This is a genomic window from Cellulomonas sp. P4_D11, assembly GCF_056401915.1.
On record NZ_JBFUIK010000009.1, the window covers coordinates 17190 to 37125 of the forward strand.

20 protein-coding genes are annotated in these 19936 nt (G+C 73.9%); 15 read left to right on the top strand and 5 right to left on the bottom strand.

Annotated elements, in window-relative coordinates:
• The first annotated feature begins 28 nt into the window (after positions 1-28).
• From arfA to fbaA, 3 genes are all read left to right on the top strand, one after another.
• Positions 29-1564: an arabinosylfuranosidase ArfA gene (gene arfA / locus AC1DT4_RS07550; RefSeq protein WP_477089164.1), complete on the top strand. Its 1536-nt coding sequence runs from the start codon at positions 29-31 to the stop codon at positions 1562-1564.
• A gap of 66 nt (positions 1565-1630) precedes the next feature.
• Entirely contained in the window at positions 1631-2278 is a 648-nt protein-coding gene (locus tag AC1DT4_RS07555) for a TrmH family RNA methyltransferase (protein WP_477089165.1), read from the top strand.
• Positions 2279-2359: 81 nt separating this feature from the next.
• A complete protein-coding gene (gene fbaA / locus AC1DT4_RS07560; RefSeq protein ID WP_477089166.1) occupies positions 2360-3385 on the top strand; it encodes a class II fructose-bisphosphate aldolase in 1026 nt (341 codons plus the stop codon).
• A 48-nt stretch (positions 3386-3433) separates the two neighbouring features.
• Here fbaA and AC1DT4_RS07565 read toward each other — a convergent pair whose 3' ends face one another.
• Positions 3434-3853 (bottom strand): STAS domain-containing protein, encoded by a 420-nt coding sequence (locus AC1DT4_RS07565; RefSeq protein ID WP_477089167.1) that lies wholly within the window; start codon positions 3851-3853, stop codon positions 3434-3436.
• Between the two features lie 166 nt (positions 3854-4019).
• Between AC1DT4_RS07565 and AC1DT4_RS07570 the strand changes: the two genes are divergently transcribed.
• Positions 4020-6056 (top strand): SpoIIE family protein phosphatase, encoded by a 2037-nt coding sequence (locus AC1DT4_RS07570; RefSeq protein WP_477089168.1) that lies wholly within the window; start codon positions 4020-4022, stop codon positions 6054-6056.
• Positions 6057-6066: 10 nt separating this feature from the next.
• On the opposite strand, the gene AC1DT4_RS07575 is transcribed toward AC1DT4_RS07570, so the two are convergent.
• On the bottom strand, positions 6067-6438 hold the full coding sequence (locus AC1DT4_RS07575; RefSeq protein ID WP_477089169.1) for an STAS domain-containing protein: 372 nt from the start codon (positions 6436-6438) through the stop codon (positions 6067-6069).
• A gap of 125 nt (positions 6439-6563) precedes the next feature.
• On the opposite strand from AC1DT4_RS07575, the gene AC1DT4_RS07580 reads away from it, so the two are divergent.
• Both AC1DT4_RS07580 and AC1DT4_RS07585 read left to right on the top strand, forming a co-directional pair.
• Entirely contained in the window at positions 6564-6992 is a 429-nt protein-coding gene (locus tag AC1DT4_RS07580; RefSeq protein WP_477089170.1) for a DUF3151 domain-containing protein, read from the top strand.
• Between the two features lie 115 nt (positions 6993-7107).
• Complete coding sequence (locus AC1DT4_RS07585) at positions 7108-8394, top strand: adenylosuccinate synthase (protein ID WP_477089171.1); 1287 nt, start codon at positions 7108-7110, stop codon at positions 8392-8394.
• Positions 8395-8440: 46 nt separating this feature from the next.
• Here AC1DT4_RS07585 and AC1DT4_RS07590 read toward each other — a convergent pair whose 3' ends face one another.
• A complete protein-coding gene (locus AC1DT4_RS07590) occupies positions 8441-9748 on the bottom strand; it encodes an MFS transporter (protein ID WP_477089172.1) in 1308 nt (435 codons plus the stop codon).
• A gap of 67 nt (positions 9749-9815) precedes the next feature.
• On the opposite strand from AC1DT4_RS07590, the gene AC1DT4_RS07595 reads away from it, so the two are divergent.
• Both AC1DT4_RS07595 and purD read left to right on the top strand, forming a co-directional pair.
• Positions 9816-10430 (top strand): helix-turn-helix domain-containing protein, encoded by a 615-nt coding sequence (locus AC1DT4_RS07595; RefSeq protein WP_477089173.1) that lies wholly within the window; start codon positions 9816-9818, stop codon positions 10428-10430.
• An 11-nt stretch (positions 10431-10441) separates the two neighbouring features.
• Positions 10442-11731 carry a phosphoribosylamine--glycine ligase gene (purD, locus tag AC1DT4_RS07600; RefSeq protein ID WP_477089174.1) on the top strand — a complete coding sequence of 430 codons (1290 nt, stop codon included), beginning with the start codon at positions 10442-10444 and terminating at the stop codon, positions 11729-11731.
• Here the strand turns inward: purD and AC1DT4_RS07605 are convergent.
• Positions 11728-12237, bottom strand: a complete 510-nt coding sequence (locus AC1DT4_RS07605) for a P-loop nucleotide/nucleoside kinase family protein (protein WP_477089175.1) — start codon at positions 12235-12237, stop codon at positions 11728-11730. The genes purD and AC1DT4_RS07605 overlap by 4 nt on opposite strands.
• A gap of 18 nt (positions 12238-12255) precedes the next feature.
• Between AC1DT4_RS07605 and AC1DT4_RS07610 the strand changes: the two genes are divergently transcribed.
• The 6 genes from AC1DT4_RS07610 (at position 12256) to AC1DT4_RS07635 (ending at position 17632) form a co-directional block, all read left to right on the top strand.
• Positions 12256-12663, top strand: a complete 408-nt coding sequence (locus tag AC1DT4_RS07610) for a hypothetical protein (protein ID WP_477089176.1) — start codon at positions 12256-12258, stop codon at positions 12661-12663.
• 31 nt (positions 12664-12694) lie between these two features.
• Positions 12695-13591: a phosphoribosylaminoimidazolesuccinocarboxamide synthase gene (locus tag AC1DT4_RS07615; RefSeq protein WP_477089177.1), complete on the top strand. Its 897-nt coding sequence runs from the start codon at positions 12695-12697 to the stop codon at positions 13589-13591.
• A 118-nt stretch (positions 13592-13709) separates the two neighbouring features.
• Complete coding sequence (locus tag AC1DT4_RS07620) at positions 13710-14747, top strand: iron-siderophore ABC transporter substrate-binding protein (RefSeq protein WP_477089178.1); 1038 nt, start codon at positions 13710-13712, stop codon at positions 14745-14747.
• A gap of 10 nt (positions 14748-14757) precedes the next feature.
• Positions 14758-15792 carry a FecCD family ABC transporter permease gene (locus AC1DT4_RS07625; protein ID WP_477089179.1) on the top strand — a complete coding sequence of 345 codons (1035 nt, stop codon included), beginning with the start codon at positions 14758-14760 and terminating at the stop codon, positions 15790-15792.
• Complete coding sequence (locus tag AC1DT4_RS07630; RefSeq protein WP_477089180.1) at positions 15789-16829, top strand: FecCD family ABC transporter permease; 1041 nt, start codon at positions 15789-15791, stop codon at positions 16827-16829. Before AC1DT4_RS07625 ends, AC1DT4_RS07630 begins: the two co-directional genes overlap by 4 nt.
• Positions 16826-17632, top strand: a complete 807-nt coding sequence (locus AC1DT4_RS07635) for an ABC transporter ATP-binding protein (protein ID WP_477089181.1) — start codon at positions 16826-16828, stop codon at positions 17630-17632. Before AC1DT4_RS07630 ends, AC1DT4_RS07635 begins: the two co-directional genes overlap by 4 nt.
• A 3-nt stretch (positions 17633-17635) precedes the next feature.
• Here AC1DT4_RS07635 and AC1DT4_RS07640 read toward each other — a convergent pair whose 3' ends face one another.
• Positions 17636-18439 carry a DNA/RNA non-specific endonuclease gene (locus AC1DT4_RS07640; protein ID WP_477089182.1) on the bottom strand — a complete coding sequence of 268 codons (804 nt, stop codon included), beginning with the start codon at positions 18437-18439 and terminating at the stop codon, positions 17636-17638.
• Between AC1DT4_RS07640 and AC1DT4_RS07645 the strand changes: the two genes are divergently transcribed.
• Positions 18440-19930, top strand: a complete 1491-nt coding sequence (locus AC1DT4_RS07645; protein WP_477089183.1) for an amidohydrolase — start codon at positions 18440-18442, stop codon at positions 19928-19930.
• Positions 19931-19936 lie beyond the last annotated feature (6 nt).

A 19936-nucleotide genomic window follows, 5' to 3' on the forward strand; every position in this document is an offset into this window, starting at 1 on the left:
CCGCTTTCCGAGAACACTGAGGAGCTCCATGTCCCGCGCACGTGTCACGCTCGACCGCGACTTCGTCGTCGGCGAGGTCCCCCGACGGATCTTCGGGTCGTTCGTCGAGCACATGGGTCGGTGCGTCTACACCGGCATCTACGAGCCCGGCCACGCCACGGCCGACGAGCAGGGCTTCCGCCGCGACGTCCTCGACCTGGTCAAGGAGCTGGGCGCCACCGTCATCCGGTACCCCGGCGGCAACTTCGTCTCCGGGTACGCGTGGGAGGACGGGGTCGGCCCGGACCGCCCGCGCCGCCTGGACGGCGCCTGGCACACGGTCGAGACCAACGCGTTCGGCCTGCACGAGTTCGTCGACTGGTCGCGGGTGGCCGGGGTCGAGGTCATGGAGGCCGTCAACCTGGGCACCCGGGGCGTCGAGGAGGCCCGCGCGCTCGTCGAGTACGCCAACCACCCCGGCGGCACCGAGCTGTCGGACCGGCGGCGCAAGAACGGCCACGACGACCCGTTCGACATCAAGCTGTGGTGCCTGGGCAACGAGATGGACGGCCCGTGGCAGATGGGTGCCAAGACCGCCGACGAGTACGGCCGGCTGGCGGTCGAGGCGGCCAAGGCCATGCGGCTGGTCGACCCGCGGATCGAGCTGGTCGCCTGCGGCTCGTCGAGCTCCGCCATGCCGACGTTCGGCGCGTGGGAGCAGACGGTGCTCGGGCACACCTACGACCAGGTCGACTACGTCTCGCTGCACGCCTACTACCAGGAGCACGACGGCGACCACGCGAGCTTCCTGGCCAGCGCGGTGGACATGGACTACTTCATCGAGTCGGTCGTCTCCACCGCCGACGCGGTGCGGGCCCGCGGCAAGCACAAGAAGCACATCAACCTCTCGTTCGACGAGTGGAACGTCTGGTACCAGACCGGCCTGGAGACCGAGGACCAGCCGCACGTCATCGAGAAGGCCGGCGTGTGGAAGGAGCACCCGCGGATCATCGAGGACGAGTACTCGGTGACCGACGCGGTGGTCGTCGGCACGCTGCTCAACTCGCTGCTGCGGCACGGCGACCGCGTCAAGATCGCCAACCAGGCCCAGCTGGTCAACGTCATCGCGCCCATCCGCTCGGAGGAGGGCGGCCCCGCCTGGCGGCAGTCGATCTTCTGGCCGTTCGCGCGCACGGCGGCCCTCGCGAAGGGCGTGGTCCTGCGCACCGCGGTCACGTCCGACCGCTACGAGACCGCGCGGTTCGACGACGTGGACCTGGTCGACGTGTCGGCCACGTGGGACGAGGAGAACGGCCGCGTCGCCCTGTTCCTGGCGCACCGGGGTCTCGACGAGGACGCCGAGGTGGCGGTCGACCTGCGCGGCTGGGCCGCGGGCCGGGTCACGCGGGCCGAGGTGCTGACCGTGCCCGACGGGGGCGACCGGCACGCGTCCAACACGCAGGACGCGCAGGACCGGGTGGGCCTCGTCCCGCTGGACGGCGTGCGCGCCGACGACGGCAGCGTCAGCCTGCGGTTGCCGCCCCTGAGCTGGGCGGTCGTCGAGCTGGAGGTCTCGCTGGCCTGACGGGGCTTCCGACGACGCGGCCCGGGTGGGAGGGACCCGGGCCCGTCGCCGGTTACCGTGGCGCCCGTGGACGAGGAGCGCGCGGAGGTCGGGGTCGGCCCGTGGATCGGTCCGTGGCCTGTCCTCGACAGCGCGGGCGCGCCCCTCGACGACCGCTACGACCCCCAGCTCCTGGCGGAGGGCGACCGGCGCAACGTGGTCGACCGCTACCGGTACTGGACCGTCGAGGCGATCGTCGCGGACCTGGACACCCGGCGGCACCAGTTCCACGTCGCCGTGGAGAACTGGGCGCACGACCTCAACATCGGGTCGGTGGTCCGCACCGCCAACGCGTTCCTCGCGGCCGAGGTGCACATCGTCGGCAACCGCCGCTGGAACCGCCGCGGCGCCATGGTCACCGACCGGTACCAGCACGTCCGCCACCACCCGACGGTCGACGACCTGCTGCACTGGGCCGCAGACGCGGGGCTGCCGGTGCTCGGCGTCGACAACCTGCCGGGCTCCGTCGCGCTCGAGGGGTACCCGCTCCCGCGCGCGTGCGTGCTGCTGTTCGGCCAGGAGTCGGTCGGGTTGTCCGACGCCGCGCGCGACGCGGTCGTCGACGTCCTGCACATCGCGCAGTTCGGGTCGACCCGCTCGATCAACGCCGGAGCGGCCGCCGCGATCGCGATGCACGCGTGGATCGGGCAGCACGCGTCGGGTGTCCAGGGGTAGAACGTCCCGGCCGGGCAACCCGGCGGGCGTGCCAGAATCTTGGTGATACCCCCCTCCCACGAACCGCAGGAGATGCTGCAGATGGCCATCGCCACCCCCGAGGCATACGCCGAGATGATCGACCGGGCGAAGGCAGGCAAGTTCGCCTACCCGGCCGTGAACGTCACCTCGTCCCAGAGCGTCACCGCCGCGCTGCAGGGCTTCGCCGAGGCGCAGTCCGACGGCATCATCCAGGTGTCGGTCGGCGGCGCGGAGTACGCGTCCGGCGCGACCGTCAAGGACCGCGTCGCCGGCTCGCTCGCCCTCGCGGCCTACGCGGCCGAGGTGGCCAAGGGCTACCCGATCACCGTCGCGCTGCACACCGACCACTGCGCCAAGCAGAACCTGGACTCCTGGGTTCGGCCGCTGCTCGCGCTCGAGGTCGAGCAGGTCAAGGCCGGCAAGCTGCCCACGTTCCAGTCGCACATGTGGGACGGCTCGTCCGTGCCGCTCGACGAGAACCTGCTGATCGCCGAGGAGCTCCTCGAGCTCTCCGTCGCCGCCCGCACGATCCTCGAGATCGAGGTCGGCGTGGTCGGCGGCGAGGAGGACGGCCACACCGCCGAGATCAACGACAAGCTGTACACGACGGTCGAGGACGGCCTGGCGACGGTCAAGGCGCTCGGCGCCGGCGAGAAGGGTCGCTACCTGACGGCCCTCACGTTCGGCAACGTGCACGGCGTCTACAAGCCGGGTGCGGTCAAGCTGCGCCCGTCGATCCTCGCGGACATCCAGAAGGCCGTCGGCGACGCGATCGGCAAGGCGGACCCGTTCGACCTGGTCTTCCACGGCGGCTCCGGCTCGACCGAGGCCGAGATCGCCGAGGCCGTCGACAACGGCGTCATCAAGATGAACATCGACACGGACACGCAGTACGCGTTCAGCCGTCCGGTGGCGGACCACTTCTTCCGCAACTACGACGGCGTGCTCAAGGTCGACGGCGAGGTGGGCAACAAGAAGGCCTACGACCCGCGCGCCTGGGGCAAGCTCGCCGAGGCCGGCATGGCGCAGCGCCTGGTCGAGGCCGCGCAGCAGCTCCGCTCGGCCGGGCAGTCGCTCGGCGCCTGAGCACGGACAGACGAGAGGCCCCCGTCGCGACGGGGGCCTCTCGTGCGTCTAGCTCTGGGTGTCTCCCACCGGCTGGAACTCCGACTCGTCGCCCTCGACGACGTCGAGCAGCTCGCCGATGCGGGTGACCTCGAGCAGGAACCGCACGGTGGGCGGCACGCGCAGCAGGCGGACCCGGTGCTGCGACCGGATGGACAGGCGCGCGAGGAACGCGACGCCGGACGAGTCCATGAACGTGACGTGGTGGGCGTCGACCTCGATGGGCAGGCCCACCTGCTCGGCCTCCGCCGTCGCCTCCTGGAGCTCGGGACCGAGGTCGGCGTCGACCTCCCCCGAGAGCACGATGCGAGTGGCGTCGGTGCCCACGATGACGTGGACCGCACCAGGCTCGCCGACGATCCCCGTGCCGTGGTCGTCCTTCGAGACGTCCGCAGGCCCGTCGGGGATCGTGCTGTTACCGTCGCGCACGGCGCTCCTTTCGCTGACAACCGCATGGGCCCGGCGCCGGATTCTCGACGACCTGCCTGTTCAGCACGCTAGACGATCGGAGGTGGTAGCGGTCAACTCCCACGCTGCCCCTTTCCCCGATCGCCAGCTCGCCGACGTCCGTGACCGCGCCCTGCGGGCTACTTCCGTGCCGATCGCCCTGCTGGATGCGACTCAGCCCGACCTGCCCGTGGTGTGGGTCAACGACGCCTTCGAGAGGGTCACAGGGTACGGCCTGGACGAGGCACGACGGCGCCACGCGGACATCGCGCGCGACTCGTCGCTCGGGCCGCCGGAGCTGGGTGCCCTGCGATCGTCAGTCCGCGCGGAGCAGCCCGTCACGCGGACGCTCACCCTGCGCCGGGCCGACGGCACCGAGTTCGCGTGCCGCGCCGCGCTGTCGCCCGTCCGGTCCGGGGACGGCGGTGCGCTGACCCACTGGGTCGCCGCGCTGCAGGACCTCACCGAGCAGCTCTCGCACGACGCCGAGCAGGCGGCGCTGGTGGAGGCCGAGCGGCGGGAGCGGCGAAGCCTCGGGCTGATCGCTCAGGTGTCCGACCTGCTCATGGACGTCGACGACCCGCACGCCCTGCGCGAGATCGCGGCGATGCTGCGCCGGTCCGTGGTCGGCTGGGCAGGCTTCTACCTCAACGACGGCGGCCTGCGTGCGGCCGACGGCATCGACGCCTCGAACCCCCCGACCGGCAAGGGCACCCGGCACGGCGAGGGACCGGCTGCGCTGGACGTCCGCCCCGACGCCGTCCAGCAGCTGCTCGACGCCGAGCTCGACCGGGCGATCGAGCTCGAGCTCGGTGGGTCGTACGGCGTCGGCACCGCCTCCGCGTGGCTGGCGCACGAGATCGACCACGAGCTGGGAGGGTCCGAGCCCGGCGACGACCGCCGCGTGCTCGTGTTCCCGCTGCCGGGCCGCCGTCGCGTGCTGGGCGTGCTGGCGGTCCACGCGCACGACGGCGCCGGGCTCCGCGACATCGAGGCCTCGGTGCGCACGGTGCTCGACCTGACCGCCCGGCGCGTCGGCCTGGTCATCGACAACGCCCGGCTGTACGACCGTGAGCACCGGCTGGCCGAGACGCTGCAGCGCGCGATGCTGCCCGAGCAGGCCGAGGTCGACGGGCTCGACGTGTGGACGTACTACGCGCCGAACTCGGAGAACGCCCAGGTGGGCGGCGACTGGTACGACGTGCTCCAGGTCGGTCCGGACGTCATCGGGGTCGTCATCGGGGACGTCGTGGGGCACGACGTGGAGGCCGCGGCCTCCATGGGCCAGCTGCGCTCGGTGGTCCGCTCGTACATCTTCGACATCACGACGCCCGGACCGGTGCTCGAGCGCGTCGACCAGCTCGTCGCCGGGATGCGGGTGCCGCGCCCGGCGGGCCTGGTCCTGTCCACGCTCACCCGGACCGACGGGACCTGGCAGCTCCAGTACTCGCGCGCCGGCCACCTGCCCGCGCTGCACGTCCGCGGCGGCCAGGTCACGCAGCTCGGAGCCGCGGGCGGCCCGCTCATCGGGTTCGGCGGGGCGGGCCGGACGACGGCGAGCGTCGACCTCGACCCGGGCGACGTCCTCGTCTACTACACGGACGGGCTCATCGAGCGGCGCGACCGGGGCCTGCGCGAGGGGCTCGAGGCGCTGTCCGCGGTGGCCGCGGCGGTGACGGCGCGCGACGCCGCGGGGGTCGGTGAGGAGCTGCTGTCCCGGCTGGCCGACCACCCCGAGGACGACGTCGCGGTGGTCGTCGTCCGCGTGCCGTCCGTGCTGGACGCCTCCGAGCGCACACGGAGCCCGCGCCGGCGCCGTTGGTCCCTGCCGAGCGAGGCGGCGTCGATCGGACGGGCGCGGCACGCGGTCGTCCGGACGTGCCAGGCCTGGGGGATCGAGGAGTCCGCGAACGCGGAGCTGGTCGTCTCGGAGCTCGTCGCCAACGCCGTGCTGCACGGCTACGGGCACGTGTCGCTGCAGCTGTACGACACGGGGGACGGGCTGCGCATCGAGGTCGAGGACGCCAACCCGGCGCCGCCCGTCACCACCGACGGCCACCCCGGGCGCGTGGGCGGGTTCGGGATGCAGATCGTCGAGCGCCTGGCCGACTGGGGCTGGCGGCAGTCGCGCGGCGGCAAGCTCGTGTGGGCGAAGGTGCGCCCGGGCACCCTGCCGGGGTCGTGACGGCCCGCTGCTAGGCGGGGGCGGACGCCCCGTCCGGGCGGCGGAACCCGGAGTCCGCGACGCCCGCGTCGCAGTGGTGCTCCGCGTCGATACGGAACAGCTCGAGGGCGCCGCAGATCTCGATGACGAAGAGGTCGCGCTGGTCCGCCCCGCGCAGCACCGTCGCGCCGCCGCGCTTGCGGCCGGCGTCGGCGAGCGAGATGAGGAACGCCGCACCGGTCGAGTCCATGAAGGTCACGCGGCACATGTCGATGACCAGCAGCTGGCGGCGCAGCCCGACGACGCGCGCGGCGATCTCCGGGAACTGGTCGCGCTCGGCCAGGTCCAGGTCGCCCTCGACGGTGAGCGTGGTCGTCGTCGAGGAGGTCGAGATCTCGATCATGTCGCCCTGTCGGTGAGGGGGATGGGGCGCGTGCCGAACAGCGGTCCAGCTCGGCGGCACGACTGTAGTCGCGCCCCCGAGGAGCCGCACGCGGAACACGGCCCGACCTGGGGGACACTGACGGCATGAGCCACGAGAACCTCCTGGACGGTCCCGCCCCCACGCTCCTGCCCGCGGACGGCCCCGAGGCCGACGCCCGGGCCGCTCTCACCAGCGGTTCCACGCCGCGCGAGGCGGTCCCGGCCGCACCCGCGTCGTCGCTCCTGTGGGCGCTGCTGGCCGAGGGCGCGCTGCGCGACGAGGGCGACCCCGTCGCGGCGTACGCCTACGCGCGCACCGGCTACCACCGCGGGCTCGACGCGCTGCGCCGCGCCGGCTGGCACGGTCGCGGCCCGATCCCCGCGACGCACGCCCCCAACGAGGGCTTCCTGCGCGCGCTGCTCGCGCTCGCGGAGGCCGCCGAGGCGATCGGGGAGTCCGACGAGGCCGAGCGCTGCGAGAAGTTCCTCGTGGACAGCGGCACGTCCGTCGACGAGGTCGCCAACCTGCGCTGACATGACCATCTCTTGACGGTCCGGTACCCTCTCGGAGGTACTGGGTCACTGCCGCCCGGTGCCCGCGCCCCGCACACGGGTGCGCACCGTAGGCAGGGTGGGAGTGGTGATCTAGATGCCGGCCGTCGTGGTGCTCGGTGCCCAGTGGGGCGACGAGGGCAAGGGCAAGGCGACCGACCAGCTCGGCGCGCGGACCGACTTCGTCGTGAAGTTCAACGGCGGCAACAACGCGGGCCACACGGTCGTCATCGCCGGGGAGAAGTACGCCCTCCACCTGCTGCCGTCGGGCATCCTCTCGCCGGGCGTCGTGCCCGTCATCGGGAACGGCGTCGTCGTCGACATCGACGTGCTGTTCGAGGAGATCGACGCGCTCGAGGCACGCGGTCATGACACGTCCGCCCTCAAGGTCTCGTCGGCGGCCCACGTCATCGCGCCGTACAACCGGACGCTCGACAAGGTCACCGAGCGGTTCCTGGGCAAGCGACGCATCGGCACCACGGGCCGCGGCATCGGGCCGGCGTACTCCGACAAGATCAACCGCGTCGGCATCCGGATCCAGGACCTGTTCGACGAGAAGATCCTGCGCGAGAAGGTCGAGGGCGCCCTCGACCAGAAGAACCACCTGCTGGTGAAGGTCTACAACCGGCGCGCGATCACGGTCGACGAGACGGTCGACGACCTGCTGCGTCACGCGGACCGCCTGCACCCCCTGGTCGCGGACACCCCGCTGCTGCTCAACCGGGCGCTGGACGAGGGCAAGACGCTCGTCTTCGAGGCCGGGCAGGCCACGATGCTGGACGTCGACCACGGCACCTACCCGTTCGTCACGTCCTCGTCGGCCACGGCCGGCGGGGCGTGCACGGGCTCGGGCGTGGGGCCGACGAGGATCGACCGCGTGGTCGCCGTCGCCAAGGCGTACACGACGCGGGTGGGCGAGGGCCCGTTCCCCACCGAGCTGCTGGACGACGACGGCGAGTGGCTGCGGCAGACCGGCGGCGAGTTCGGCACGACCACCGGACGCCCGCGCCGCACCGGCTGGTACGACGCCGTCGTGGTCCGCTACGCCGCCCGCGTCAACGGCCTCACCGACCTCGTCGTCACCAAGCTCGACGTCCTGACCGGCCGCGACAAGATCCCGGTCGCCGTGGGCTACGACGTCAACGGCCGCCGCTTCGACGAGATGCCGTACGACCAGTCGGACTTCCACCACGCGACGCCGGTCTACGAGTACCTCGACGGCTGGACCGAGGACATCTCGGGTGCCCGCGAGTTCGAGGACCTGCCCGTCAACGCGCAGCGCTACCTGCTGCGGCTCGAGGAGATCTCGGGCGTCCGCATCTCCTCGGTCGGCGTCGGCCCCGGCCGCGAGGCCACGATCGTCCGGCACGAGCTGCTCAGCTGACGCCTTCGCCCCAGCCCCGCACGCCACCTACGTGCGGGGCTGAGGCTCAGACCGTGGCGGTCAGGGGCGGCAGCGCCTCTTCCTCCACGGGTTCCTCGACCGGCTCGTCGACGACGGGCGGCAGCTCGAACTCGGCGAGCATGCGCTGGCGGACGACGGCGATCGGGTAGGCGACGGCGGCGACGCAGACGACGGTGGCCCCGAGGAACACGGCGGGCAGCCCCCACTGCTCCGCGACGAACCCGCCGAGCAGCGCCCCGAGCGGCATGAGCCCGTAGCCGAGCGTCCGGCTGGCGCCGCCGACGCGGCCGAGCATCCCGGGCGCGACCATCCGCTGGCGCATCGACTGCGAGATCACGTTGCCGTTGGTGTTGAGGAACCCGAGGAAGAACATGGCGGTCGCGATGGCCGGCACGGTGGGGACCAGGACGGGGACCAGCATGAGCAGCGCGTCGAGCGTCCAGCAGCCCAGGAGCAGCCGGACCTCGGGGATGCGGCGGCCGAGCGGCTCGGCCGCGATCGAGCCGAGCACCGCGCCGACGGCGAGGACGGCGATGACCAGCGGGTAGTGCGCCGGCTCGAGGCCGACGCGGGAGCCGGGGCCCACCATCCAGAGCACGAACACGGCGAAGTAGCCGGTGCTCGCCATGTTCATCACGCTGCCGGCCACCAGCAGCGGCCGCAGCACGGGGTGCCGGACCAGGAAGCCGACGCCCTCGCGGATCTCGGTGGTCGCCCGGCGCTTCTCCGCGGACGCGTGCTTGTACGTGCCCGGGATCCGGGTGGCGATGAGCAGCAGCGCCGCGACGCCCAGGCCGGCGGGGACGCCGAACACCCACCCGGCGCCGAGCGCGAGCATGGCGCCGGCGATCGGGCCGCCGACGAACGCGGCCATGACCTGCTGCGCGGCCAGCGTGCGGCCGTTCGCCGCCTCCAGCCGGGAGCGCGGGACGATGTCGGGCACCAGGGCCGAGCCGGCGAGGTCGACGAAGACGTCGGTGACGCCGTACAGCAGCACGATCACGGTGAGCGCGGCGATCGTCATGTGCCCGGACGCCACGAGCCACACGGCGAGCCCGAGCAGCAGCGCGCGAGCGGCCAGCCCGACCACCTGCGTGTACTTGCGGTCCCTCCGGTCGACGACGACCCCGGCGGCGAGGCCGAGCACGAGCCACGGGAGCCAGGCGGCGGCGGTGAGGAGCGCGATCTGACCGGGCGAGCGCGTGATCGTCAGGGCGTACAGCGGGACCCCGGTCTGCACGATGCCGTCGCCGAGGTTGGCGAGGCCCGTGGCGGTCAGGTGCGCCGTGAAGCGGCGGCCGAGGGGCTCTCGCGCTGCGACGTCCTCGCTCATGGGTGGACTCCCGGTACGATCGAAGAGGAAACTCTGCAAAGACAACTCTGCAAAGGTATCTCTGCGAATGAGCGAGAGCAAGCCCCTGTCCTTCCGGGCCCGCGCGATCGGGCCGGAGGAGCTCAAGGCGTTGGCCCACCCCCTGCGGATGGCCATGTACGACTACCTGTCCGAGCACGGTTCGGCGACCGCCAGCCAGCTCGGCCGGCACCTGGGCGAGAGCAGCGGGCAGACCAGCTACCACCTCCGCCAGCTGGAGAAGCACGGGTTCGTCGAGGACGACCCGGCCCACGAGCGCGGCCGTGACCGGTGGTGGCGGGCGGTCGGGTACAGCCTCGACGGGCGCGACATGCTCCGCGACCCGCGGACCGCCGATGCCGCGAACGCCCTGCTGCAGGGGGTCGTGGCCGAGCGCGCGCAGGTGCTGCAGCGGTGGCTGGTCGCGGGCGACACCCCGGAGTGGGAGGCCGTGTCGCTCAACGACCGCTCGACGGGGGACCTCACCGTCGGGGAGCTGGACGAGCTCGTGCTCGCCGTCCAGGAGCTCCTGGACGGTGCCCTCAAGCGCGCCAAGGAGCGCAAGGCGGCCGGCGACACCGCGGGCCGCCGGCGCGTGCGCATCTACTTCGACGCGCTCCCGCTGCCCCTGGACGAGGGCGCCGGGCCGTCCGCGGATCGGTAGGCTCGCGAGCCGTGAAGATCCTCGTCGTCGGCACCGGCGCCCGTGAGCACGCGCTGGTGCGCGCCCTGTCCCTCGATCCCGCGGTCACCGAGCTGCATGCCGCGCCCGGCAACCCCGGCATCGGCGCGCTCGCGACGCTGCACCCGGTCGACCAGCTGGACGGGTCGGCGGTCGCGGCGCTCGCCACGAGCCTGGGGGTGGACCTCGTGGTCGTGGGGCCCGAGGCGCCCCTCGTCGCCGGGGTCTGCGACGCCGTGCGCGCGATGGGCATCCCGGCGTTCGGTCCTTCTGCGGAGGGCGCCCGGCTCGAGGGGTCGAAGGCGTTCGCCAAGGAGGTCATGGCCGCCGCGAGTGTCCCGACGGCCGAGCCGCGGGTCGCGACGACGATCGCGGAGGCCGCCGCCGGCCTCGACGCGTTCGGGGCGCCGTACGTGGTCAAGGACGACGGCCTGGCCGCGGGCAAGGGCGTCGTCGTCACCGACGACCGCGACGAGGCCCTCGAGCACGCCGCCGCGTGCCTGGCCAAGCCGGGCGGGCGCGTCGTCATCGAGGACTACCTCGACGGCCCCGAGATCTCGCTCTTCGTGCTCTCCGACGGCGCCGACGTGGTGCCGCTGGTCCCCGCGCAGGACTTCAAGCGCGCGCTCGACGGCGACGAGGGCCCCAACACCGGTGGCATGGGCGCGTACTCGCCCCTGCCGTGGGCGCCCGCCGACCTGGTCGACGAGGTGGTCGAGCGCGTCGCGCGCCCGACGATCCTGGAGATGGCCCGCCGCGGCACGCCGTTCTCGGGCGTCCTGTACGTCGGCCTCGCCCTGACGTCGAACGGCCTGCGCGTCGTCGAGTTCAACGCCCGGTTCGGCGACCCCGAGACCCAGGTCGTCCTGGCCCGCCTCGCGACGCCGCTGGCGGGCGTGCTGCTCGCGTCGGCCACCGGGACCCTGGGCGCGCTGCCGCCCCTGGAGTGGCGCGACGACGCCGCGGTGACCGTCGTCATCGCGTCCGGCGGCTACCCGGGCGCGGTCCGGTCCGGTGACCCGATCACGGGCATCGAGGACGCCGAGGCCCTGCCGGGCGTGCACGTCCTGCACGCCGGCACGGCGATGCAGCTCAACTCGCCCGGCGACGACGACGACGCGATCGACGGCTCGCACCTCGTCTCCGCCGGCGGCCGGGTGCTCTCGGTGGTCGGCGTCGGCCCGGACCTGGCCGCAGCCCGTGCCTCGGCCTACGCGGGCGTCGAGCAGATCGATCTGCCCGGCTCGCACCACCGCTCGGACATCGCGGCCGCCGTCCTCTAGCCCGTCAGCCCGCGCACCGCCGCCAGCACCCGCGCCACGGACCGCCCCGCGGTGTCGACGACGGTCGCCTCCGGCCACGGGTCCAGCTCGAGCGCCGTCACGTCGGCCCAGGTCGGCTGCCGGTGCCCCGGGATGTCGGCGACTCGCTCCTCGACCCGTCGGCGGTGCTCGTCGGGGTCGGAGCAGATGACGAGGACCTCGACCAGCCGCGCGCCGGCCTCGTCGGCCACCCACCGCCACCCCTCCTGGCTGGCGCGCACCGGGTTGACGCAGTCGGCGACCACGGGCAGCCCCAGTCGCAGGTTGTCGAGCGCGACCCGCGCGCCCGCGGCGTAACCGGCCTCGTTGGCGTCGGGCACGGCCAGCGACGACTGCACGATCGCCTGCTCGAGCGTGTCGATCCGGACGTGCACGGCCCGCAGCTCGCGGGCGAGCGCGCGGGCGAGGGTGGTCTTGCCGGACCCGGGCAGCCCGCCGAGCACGACGAGCAGGGAATTCTCCGTCATGGGTGCCATCATCGCGGGATGGCCACCACCACGTTCGTGTACGGCGACGGCGCCTGGGGCGGCGATGCCGCCGCGACCCCCAGCCTGAGCATCGAGGTCCAGGACGGCGACATCGCGACCGTCGACTACCGGCCCGCCCCCGAGGGGCTCGGGCGGTTCTACCTGGGCTTCCAGCCGCGCGACTTCTTCGACGACCCGGCCGAGAGCGACCCCGTCGACCTCGCCGCCGAAGCCGAGGCGTTCGCCGAGTGGGCGCTGCTGGTCGGGGCCGTCGACGTCGAGGCCAAGCACGTGCGACGCCTGATGGCGGAGGCGCACGTGGACGAACCGGAGGACACCTTCGTCGAGGAGACCGTCGAGCGGCTGGTGCGCCTGGTCGGGCTGCCCATCCCGGAGGGTCTCGAGGGCGGGGACGAGATCGTCTGATCCGCAGGGCACATCCTGCACACTTAGGCCCGTGACTTCTGCGATCCCCGGCTGGACCCACACCTACTCGGGCAAGGTCCGCGACCTCTACGTCCCCGACGGCTCGCCCACGACCGCGGACCTCGGCGACGTGGTCCTCGTCGTCGCGAGCGACCGGGTCTCGGCGTACGACCACGTGCTCAGCCCGGGGATCCCGGGCAAGGGCGTCGTGCTCACGCAGCTGAGCCTGTGGTGGTTCGAGCAGCTGGCGGACCTGGTGCCCAACCACGTCGTGTCGACGGAGGTGCCGGCCGAGGTCGCCGGGCGCGCCATGGTCTGCCGCCGGCTCGACATGTTCCCCGTCGAGTGCGTCGCGCGCGGCTACCTCACCGGGTCCGGGCTCGCGGAGTACCGGGTGTCCGGGTCGGTCACCGGGATCGCGCTGCCCGAGGGTCTGGTCGACGGGTCGCGGCTGCCGGAGCCGATCTTCACGCCGGCGACGAAGGCCGAGCTGGGGGAGCACGACGAGAACGTGCCGTTCGAGGTGGTCGCCGAGCAGGTCGGGTCGGGGAATGCCGAGGCCCTGCGCTCGCTGACGCTCGCGGTCTACGCCCGGGCCGAGGGCATCGCGCGCGAGCGCGGCGTGATCCTGGCCGACACCAAGCTCGAGTTCGGCACCGACCCGACCACCGGCGCGATCACGCTCGGCGACGAGGTGCTGACCCCCGACTCGTCGCGGTTCTGGCCCGCCGACCTGTGGCAGCCGGGCCGCGCGCAGCCCAGCTTCGACAAGCAGTTCGTCCGCGACTGGCTGACGTCGGACGCGTCCGGGTGGGACCGCACCGCCGACGCGCCGCCCCCGTCTCTGCCGGCCGACGTCGTCGAGCGCACGCGCGACCGCTACCTCGAGGCGTACGAGCGGCTGACGGGCACGCCGCTGTCGGTGTGACCTTTCGCTCACCCGAGGGGTGAGGGCTCGGGGTCGAGCGGAGGTTAGGCTTACCTCATTCTGCGCCACCTCCAATGGCTGTGCCGGTGGCCCACCCCGAACGAATGGGAGCACCGCTGTGCGCATCGCGCGCCTCTCGGCCCTCGTGGCCACCGCGACGGCCGTCGCCCTGTCCCTGGCCGCCTGCGCCGGTGCGTCGGACGACGCCGGCTCCGCGCCGTCGGCGACGGACGCGACCGACACAGCCTTCCCGGTCACCATCGACTCGGCCCTCGGCTCCGCGGAGATCACCGCGAAGCCCGAGCGCGTCGTGACCCTCGGCTGGGGCGCTGCGGACATCGCGTTCTCGCTGGGCACGACGCCGGTGGGCATCGAGTCGGACACCTGGGGCGGCGACGCCGACGGCTACCAGCCGTGGTTCCGCGAGGCCGTGGAGAGGGCGGGCGACGAGCTCCCGACGACCATCGCGATGTACCCCGAGCTCGACGTCGACGCGGTCGTCGCGCTGAGCCCCGACCTGGTGCTGGCCCCGCAGTCGGGCCTCGACCAGGCGACGTTCGACCAGCTGTCGGCGTTCGTGCCCGTCGTCGCGTACCCCGGCGACGCCTGGCAGACCTCGCTCGAGGACCAGGTGACCATCGCGGCGAAGGCCCTCGGCGTGCCCGAGAAGGCGCAGCCGCTGCTCGACCAGCGCCAGGCCGCGATCGACGAGGCCGCCGCGGTGCACCCCGAGCTCGCCGGCGTCACCTTCGCCTACGTGTACGGCGGCGACCAGCCCGGCGCCCTGTCGGTCTACCTGCCCGGCGACCCGCGCGTCGAGCTGCTCACCGGCCTGGGCATGACGCTCGCCCCCTCGGTGTCGACGCTGACCGCCTCGCCCGGGACGTTCGTCGCGACCCTGGGCCTGGAGAACGCCGACCAGCTGGACGACGCGCAGATGCTCTTCACGTGGTTCAACGACGCCGACGAGCAGGCCGCCACGGAGGCGCAGCCGCTCTGGGCGCAGATCCCGGCGTTCGCGTCCGGTGCCTACGTGCCGATGCTCGACCCGAAGCTCGGCATGGCGGTCTCGGTGGCGACGCCGCTGAGCGTGCCGTGGGCGCTCGACCAGTACCTCCCGCTGATCACCGCGGGCGCTGCGAACGTCGCTCCGTAGCTTTCGTCCCGTGACCACCGCCGTCGCCCGAGCCCCGCACGCCGCCCGCGTGCGGGGCTCGCGCACGCTCCGGCTCGGTCTCGGGCTCGTCGCCGCGGCGCTCCTGCTCGTGCTGGTGGTCGCCCTGAGCATCGCCGTCGGGTCGAAGGCGGTGCCGCTCGGCGACGTCTGGGCGGCGTGGCAGCGCCCCGACGGGTCGTACGTCTCGACCGTCGTGGCCTCGCGGATCCCGCGAACCGAGCTCGGCCTGCTGGTCGGCGCCGCGCTCGCGGTGGCCGGCGTGGTGATCCAGGGGCTCACGCGCAACCCGCTGGGCGACCCCGGCCTCCTCGGCGTCAACGCCGGGGCGTCGGCGTCGCTCGTCGTCACGACCGTGCTGGTCGGCGGCGCCACCGGTCGGTCCGTGTGGGCCGCCGTGCCGGGCGCCCTGTTCGCGGCGCTCGCGGTCTACGTCGTCGGGTCGGGAGGCCGACGAGCCACGCCGGTACGGCTCGTGCTCGCGGGCGCGGCCGTCTCGGCGGTGCTCGTCGCGCTGGTGGAGGCCATCACGCTGGCGAGCCCGACCGTGTTCGACACCTATCGGTACTGGGTGGTCGGGTCGCTGGCCGGGCGGCCGCCGTCGACCGTCGGCGCGGTGCTCCCGTTCATCGTCGCCGGGCTCGTGCTCTGCCTCCTGCTCGCGCGGCCGCTGAACGCGCTGGCGCTCGGCGACGAGGCGGCGACCTCCCTCGGCGTGCGCGCCGGCCGCACCCGCCTGCTCGGCGCAGCGGGCGCGACGGTGCTGTGCGCCGCGGCGGTCGCCGCCGTCGGGCCGATCGCGTTCGTCGGCCTCGCCGTCCCGCTCGTGGTCCGCGGGTTCACCGGCTCCGACCATCGCTGGCTCCTGCCGTACTGCCTCGTCCTCGGGCCGGTCCTGCTGCTGGCCGCCGACGTCCTCGGCCGGGTCGTCGCGCGGCCCGGGGAGCTGCCCGTCGGCGCGGTGACCGCGTTCGTCGGGGCGCCGTTCCTCATCGCCGCCGTGCGCCGGGGGAGGGTCGGACTGTGAGCGGCGTCCTCACCCTGGGCCCGGCCGCGGAGCCGGTCGTCGCGGTCCGCTGGCACCGCCGGCCGGTCGTCGTCTGCGTGGTCGCGCTCGCGATCGTCGTCGTCACGGCGTTGGTCACGCTGGCCGCCGGGAAGCTCGGGATCCCGCTCGCCGAGCTGCCGTCGGTCGTTGCCGGTCAGGGGTCGCGGGCGCAGGAGTGGGTGCTGTGGACCAACCGGCTGCCGCGGTTGCTGGTCGGGGCAGCCGCCGGCGCCGCGTTCGCCGTGTCGGGAGCCATGTTCCAGTCCGTGACGCGCAACCCGCTGGGCAGCCCCGACGTCATCGGGCTCGGCGCCGGTGCCGCCGCGGGTGCCGCGGCGGCCTCCCTGCTGTGGCCCGGCGTCGTGCCGGTCCCGGTCGGGGCGCTGATCGGCGCCGGGATCGCGATCCTCGCGGTCTACCTCGGGTCCGGCGCCGGGTTCCGGGCGCCGCTGCGCATGGTCGTCGTCGGCATCGCGGTCGGGGCCATGTCGCTCGCGTTCGTGCAGCTCGCGCTCGCGCGGGCCACCCGCGAGGACGCGCAGGTCGTCGCCGCGTACCTCAACGGCAGCCTCGCGGCTCGGTCGTGGGCGGACGTCGTGCTCATCGTCGTCGCGCTGCTGGTGCTCCTGCCCGCGGCGCTGGTGCTCACCCGACCCCTGCAGCTGGTGGAGATGGGCGACGAGGTCGCCGTGGCGGTCGGTGTCCCGGCCGACCGCGTGCGGACCTGGGCGGTCGTCGTCGGTGTCCTGCTGACCGCGGCGGCCGTGACCGTGAGCGGGCCGATCGCCTTCGTCGCGCTCACCGCGCCGCAGATCGCGCGCCGCCTGACCCGGTCGACCGGTCCCGGCATGGTCGCGGCCGCCTGCTGCGGTGCCGCGGTGCTCGTCGTCGCGGACCTGATCGCGCAGTACGCCGTGCCCGGCGTCGTCTACCCCGTCGGAGTCGTCACCGCCGCCCTCGGCGGCGTGTACCTCGCGGTCCTGCTGGTCCGCGAGTGGAGGAGGAGCGCCGCGTGAACGGTCCACCGCTGGAGGCGTCGGGCCTGACCCTGGCCTACGACCAGCTCGTCGTCGCGCAGGACCTGTCGGTCCAGATCCCGCCTGCGTCGTTCACCGTCATCATCGGGCCGAACGGGTGCGGCAAGTCGACGCTCCTGCGCGCGCTCGGCCGCACCCTCAAGCCGCGGGCCGGCGAGGTGCTGCTGGACGGCCAGCCCATCGCGTCGATGAAGAGCAAGGACGTGGCGCGGCGGCTCGCAATGCTCCCGCAGAGCCCGATCGCGCCGGAGGCGATCACGGTCGGCGACCTGGTCGCCCGCGGCCGCTACCCCCACCAGGGGCTCCTGCGGCAGTGGTCGGCCGCCGACGCCCGCGCGGTCGCCGACGCCCTCGACGCCACCGAGGTCACGGACCTGCGCGACCGGTTCGTCTCCGACCTCTCCGGCGGCCAGCGGCAGCGGGTCTGGCTGGCCATGGCCCTCGCGCAGCAGACCGACCTCCTGCTCCTCGACGAGCCGACGACGTTCCTCGACATCGCGCACCAGTTCGAGGTCATGGACCTCTGCGCCCGGCTGCACGAGGACGGGCGGACGCTGGTCGCCGTCCTGCACGACCTCAACCAGGCCGCGCGCTACGCGACCCACCTGATCGCCATGAAGGCCGGCGTGGTCGTCGCCGAGGGTCCGCCCGAGCTCGTGGTCACCGAGCCGCTCGTCCGCGAGGTGTTCGGCCTCGCCTGCCGTGTCGTGCCCGACCCGGAGACCGGAACCCCGATGGTCGTGCCCGCGCGCCGCGACGCCCACGTCCGTCATTCGGCCTGACCTCTACAGCCGGATCTCCTCCAGCGCGGCCAGCGGAACCCACCGCGTGCGGTCGCCCCGCGCGCCGACTGGCGCGAGCACGTCGGCGTCCACCAGCGGCCCGAGGTCGACGCCCGTGAGCTCCTCGACGTCCGCGACGGGCACCTGGAACGTGCGGAACGGGCCGAGCGGCGGGACCTCGTCGGCGGCCTGGATGCCCGCCACGAGGCTCGCCTGGTCGAGCACGAAGGCCGTCGCCCGAAGCCGCCCGTCCTCGGCAGCCCACGCCGCGACCTTCCAGAACAACCGCGGGATGCCGACGCCGCGGTAGACCGGGTCGTCGTCGGCCAGCACCGGTCCCGTGCACACCGACAGCCGGCTCCGGTGGGCGCGCGCGTACTCCAGCACGTGGTCCTCCAGGCCGACCCACAGGAGCTCGCCCTGGTTGAAGGCGGAGGCCTGCGGCGCGGCGTTCGGGTACGCGAACGTGTCGAAGTTGGCCCGCCGGGCGACGACGAGGTCACCCCAGACCGGGTCGCGGCGGCGCACCAGGTGGCCGCGGTCGAGGTCGTTGCGCACGTACAGCTCGGGACCGGCCTGCTCGTCGGCCGGGACGCGCGGGTCGAGGTGCCAGTCGTCGCCGCGCTCGAGGTCGACCAGCCGGGCGCCGTCGATGTTCACCGCTGTCGCCGCCGCGAGCCGGCGCTCCGGGTCGAGCAGCACGGTGAAGTGCGTCGACGGCAGCTCGCGGACCGGCTGCGTCGGCACCGGGAGCGGCACCGGCGGACCGAGGAACGTGGGGTCGTATCCCGCCTCTACGGTGCTCACATGGGGACCGTACCGACCACCGCCCACGCCCACCCGGCGGCCGCGCTCCTGCTGCGGCAGGCGCGGCTCGTCGGCGCCGACCAGCCCGTCGACGTCCTGCTCCGGGACGGCCGGGTCGCCGCGGTCGGTGCCGACCTGACCGCCGCGGCGGGCGACCGCGCGGCCCACGTGCCGCTCGACGGCCGCTGGCTCATGCGCGGACTCTGGGACGCGCACGTGCACCTCACGCAGTGGGCGCTGGCCCGGCGCCGGCTCGACGTCTCGTCGGCCACGTCGGCCGCGCACGCCGCCTCGCTCGTCGCCGCCGCGCCCCGGCCCACTCCCGGCACCGCCCTCGTCGGGTACGGCTTCCGCGACGGGCTCTGGCCCGACGTGCCGACCGCCGCGCTCCTCGACGCCGCCGTCGGCGACGTGCCCGTGGTCCTCGTGTCCGGCGACCTGCACTGCGCCTGGGTCTCGACCGCCGGCCTGCGGTTCCTCGGCGTCGGCGCGCACCCCACCGGTCTGCTCCGCGAGAGCGAGTGGCTGCCGCTGCAGGGCGCGGTCGACCACGTTCCCGACGACGTCGCCGACGCGCTCGTCGACGACGCGAGCGCCGCGGCCGCCGCGCGGGGAGTCGTCGGCGTCGTCGACCTCGAGATCGCCGACAACGTCGCTGTATGGCGTCGCCGGGCCGCCGCCCGGCCGGGGAGGCTCCGGATCCGCGCCGGTGTCTGGGAGGAGTTCCTCGACCGCGTCGTGCGCGAGGACCTGCACACCGGCGACCTCGTCGCAGGCCTCGTCACGCAGGGGCCGCTCAAGGTCATCACCGACGGTTCGCTCAACACCCGCACCGCCTTCTGCCACGACCCGTACCCGGGCCTGACCGGCCCGCACGCCCGCGGGATCCTCACCATCCCGCCCTCGCGGCTGGCGCCCCTGATGGCGCACGCGACGCGCCACGGCCTGCGTTGCGCGATCCACGCGATCGGCGACGCCGCCAACGCCCTGGCCCTGGACTCGTTCGCCTCGTCCGGCGCCGCCGGGTCCATCGAGCACGCGCAGCTGGTGTCCTGGGACGACGTCGAGCGGTTCGCCTCGCTCGGGGTCGTGGCGAGCGTCCAGCCCGAGCACGCGATGGACGACCGGGACGTGGCCGACCACCACTGGGCAGGCCGCACCGACCGCGCGTTCGCGTTCGGTGCGCTGCACCGGGCCGGCGTCCGGCTCGCGCTCGGGTCCGACGCCCCCGTGGCACCCCTGGACCCGTGGATCGCCGCCGACGCCGCGGTCGCCCGGTCCCGCGATGGCCGTTCCCCCTGGCACCCGGAGCAGGCGCTCGACCGGCGGGTCGCGCTGGAGTCGTCCGTCGACGGCCGCGGGCTGGCGCCAGCGGTCGGTTCACCCGCCGACCTCGCCGTCCTCGACGCCGACCCCCTGACCGCCCCGCTGCGCGGCATGCCCGTCGCCGGGACGCTCGTCGCCGGCGACTGGACGCACCGCACGCTCTGAGCGCTC

Coding starts and splice junctions, on each gene's coding strand:
- arfA (WP_477089164.1), top strand. CDS start 29: ATGTCCCGCGCACGTGTCACGCTCGACCGCGACTTCGTCGTCGGCGAG.
- fbaA (WP_477089166.1), top strand. CDS start 2,360: ATGGCCATCGCCACCCCCGAGGCATACGCCGAGATGATCGACCGGGCG.
- AC1DT4_RS07575 (WP_477089169.1), bottom strand. CDS start 6,438: ATGATCGAGATCTCGACCTCCTCGACGACGACCACGCTCACCGTCGAG.
- AC1DT4_RS07580 (WP_477089170.1), top strand. CDS start 6,564: ATGAGCCACGAGAACCTCCTGGACGGTCCCGCCCCCACGCTCCTGCCC.
- AC1DT4_RS07585 (WP_477089171.1), top strand. CDS start 7,108: ATGCCGGCCGTCGTGGTGCTCGGTGCCCAGTGGGGCGACGAGGGCAAG.
- AC1DT4_RS07590 (WP_477089172.1), bottom strand. CDS start 9,748: ATGAGCGAGGACGTCGCAGCGCGAGAGCCCCTCGGCCGCCGCTTCACG.
- AC1DT4_RS07595 (WP_477089173.1), top strand. CDS start 9,816: ATGAGCGAGAGCAAGCCCCTGTCCTTCCGGGCCCGCGCGATCGGGCCG.
- AC1DT4_RS07605 (WP_477089175.1), bottom strand. CDS start 12,237: ATGACGGAGAATTCCCTGCTCGTCGTGCTCGGCGGGCTGCCCGGGTCC.
- AC1DT4_RS07610 (WP_477089176.1), top strand. CDS start 12,256: ATGGCCACCACCACGTTCGTGTACGGCGACGGCGCCTGGGGCGGCGAT.
- AC1DT4_RS07645 (WP_477089183.1), top strand. CDS start 18,440: ATGGGGACCGTACCGACCACCGCCCACGCCCACCCGGCGGCCGCGCTC.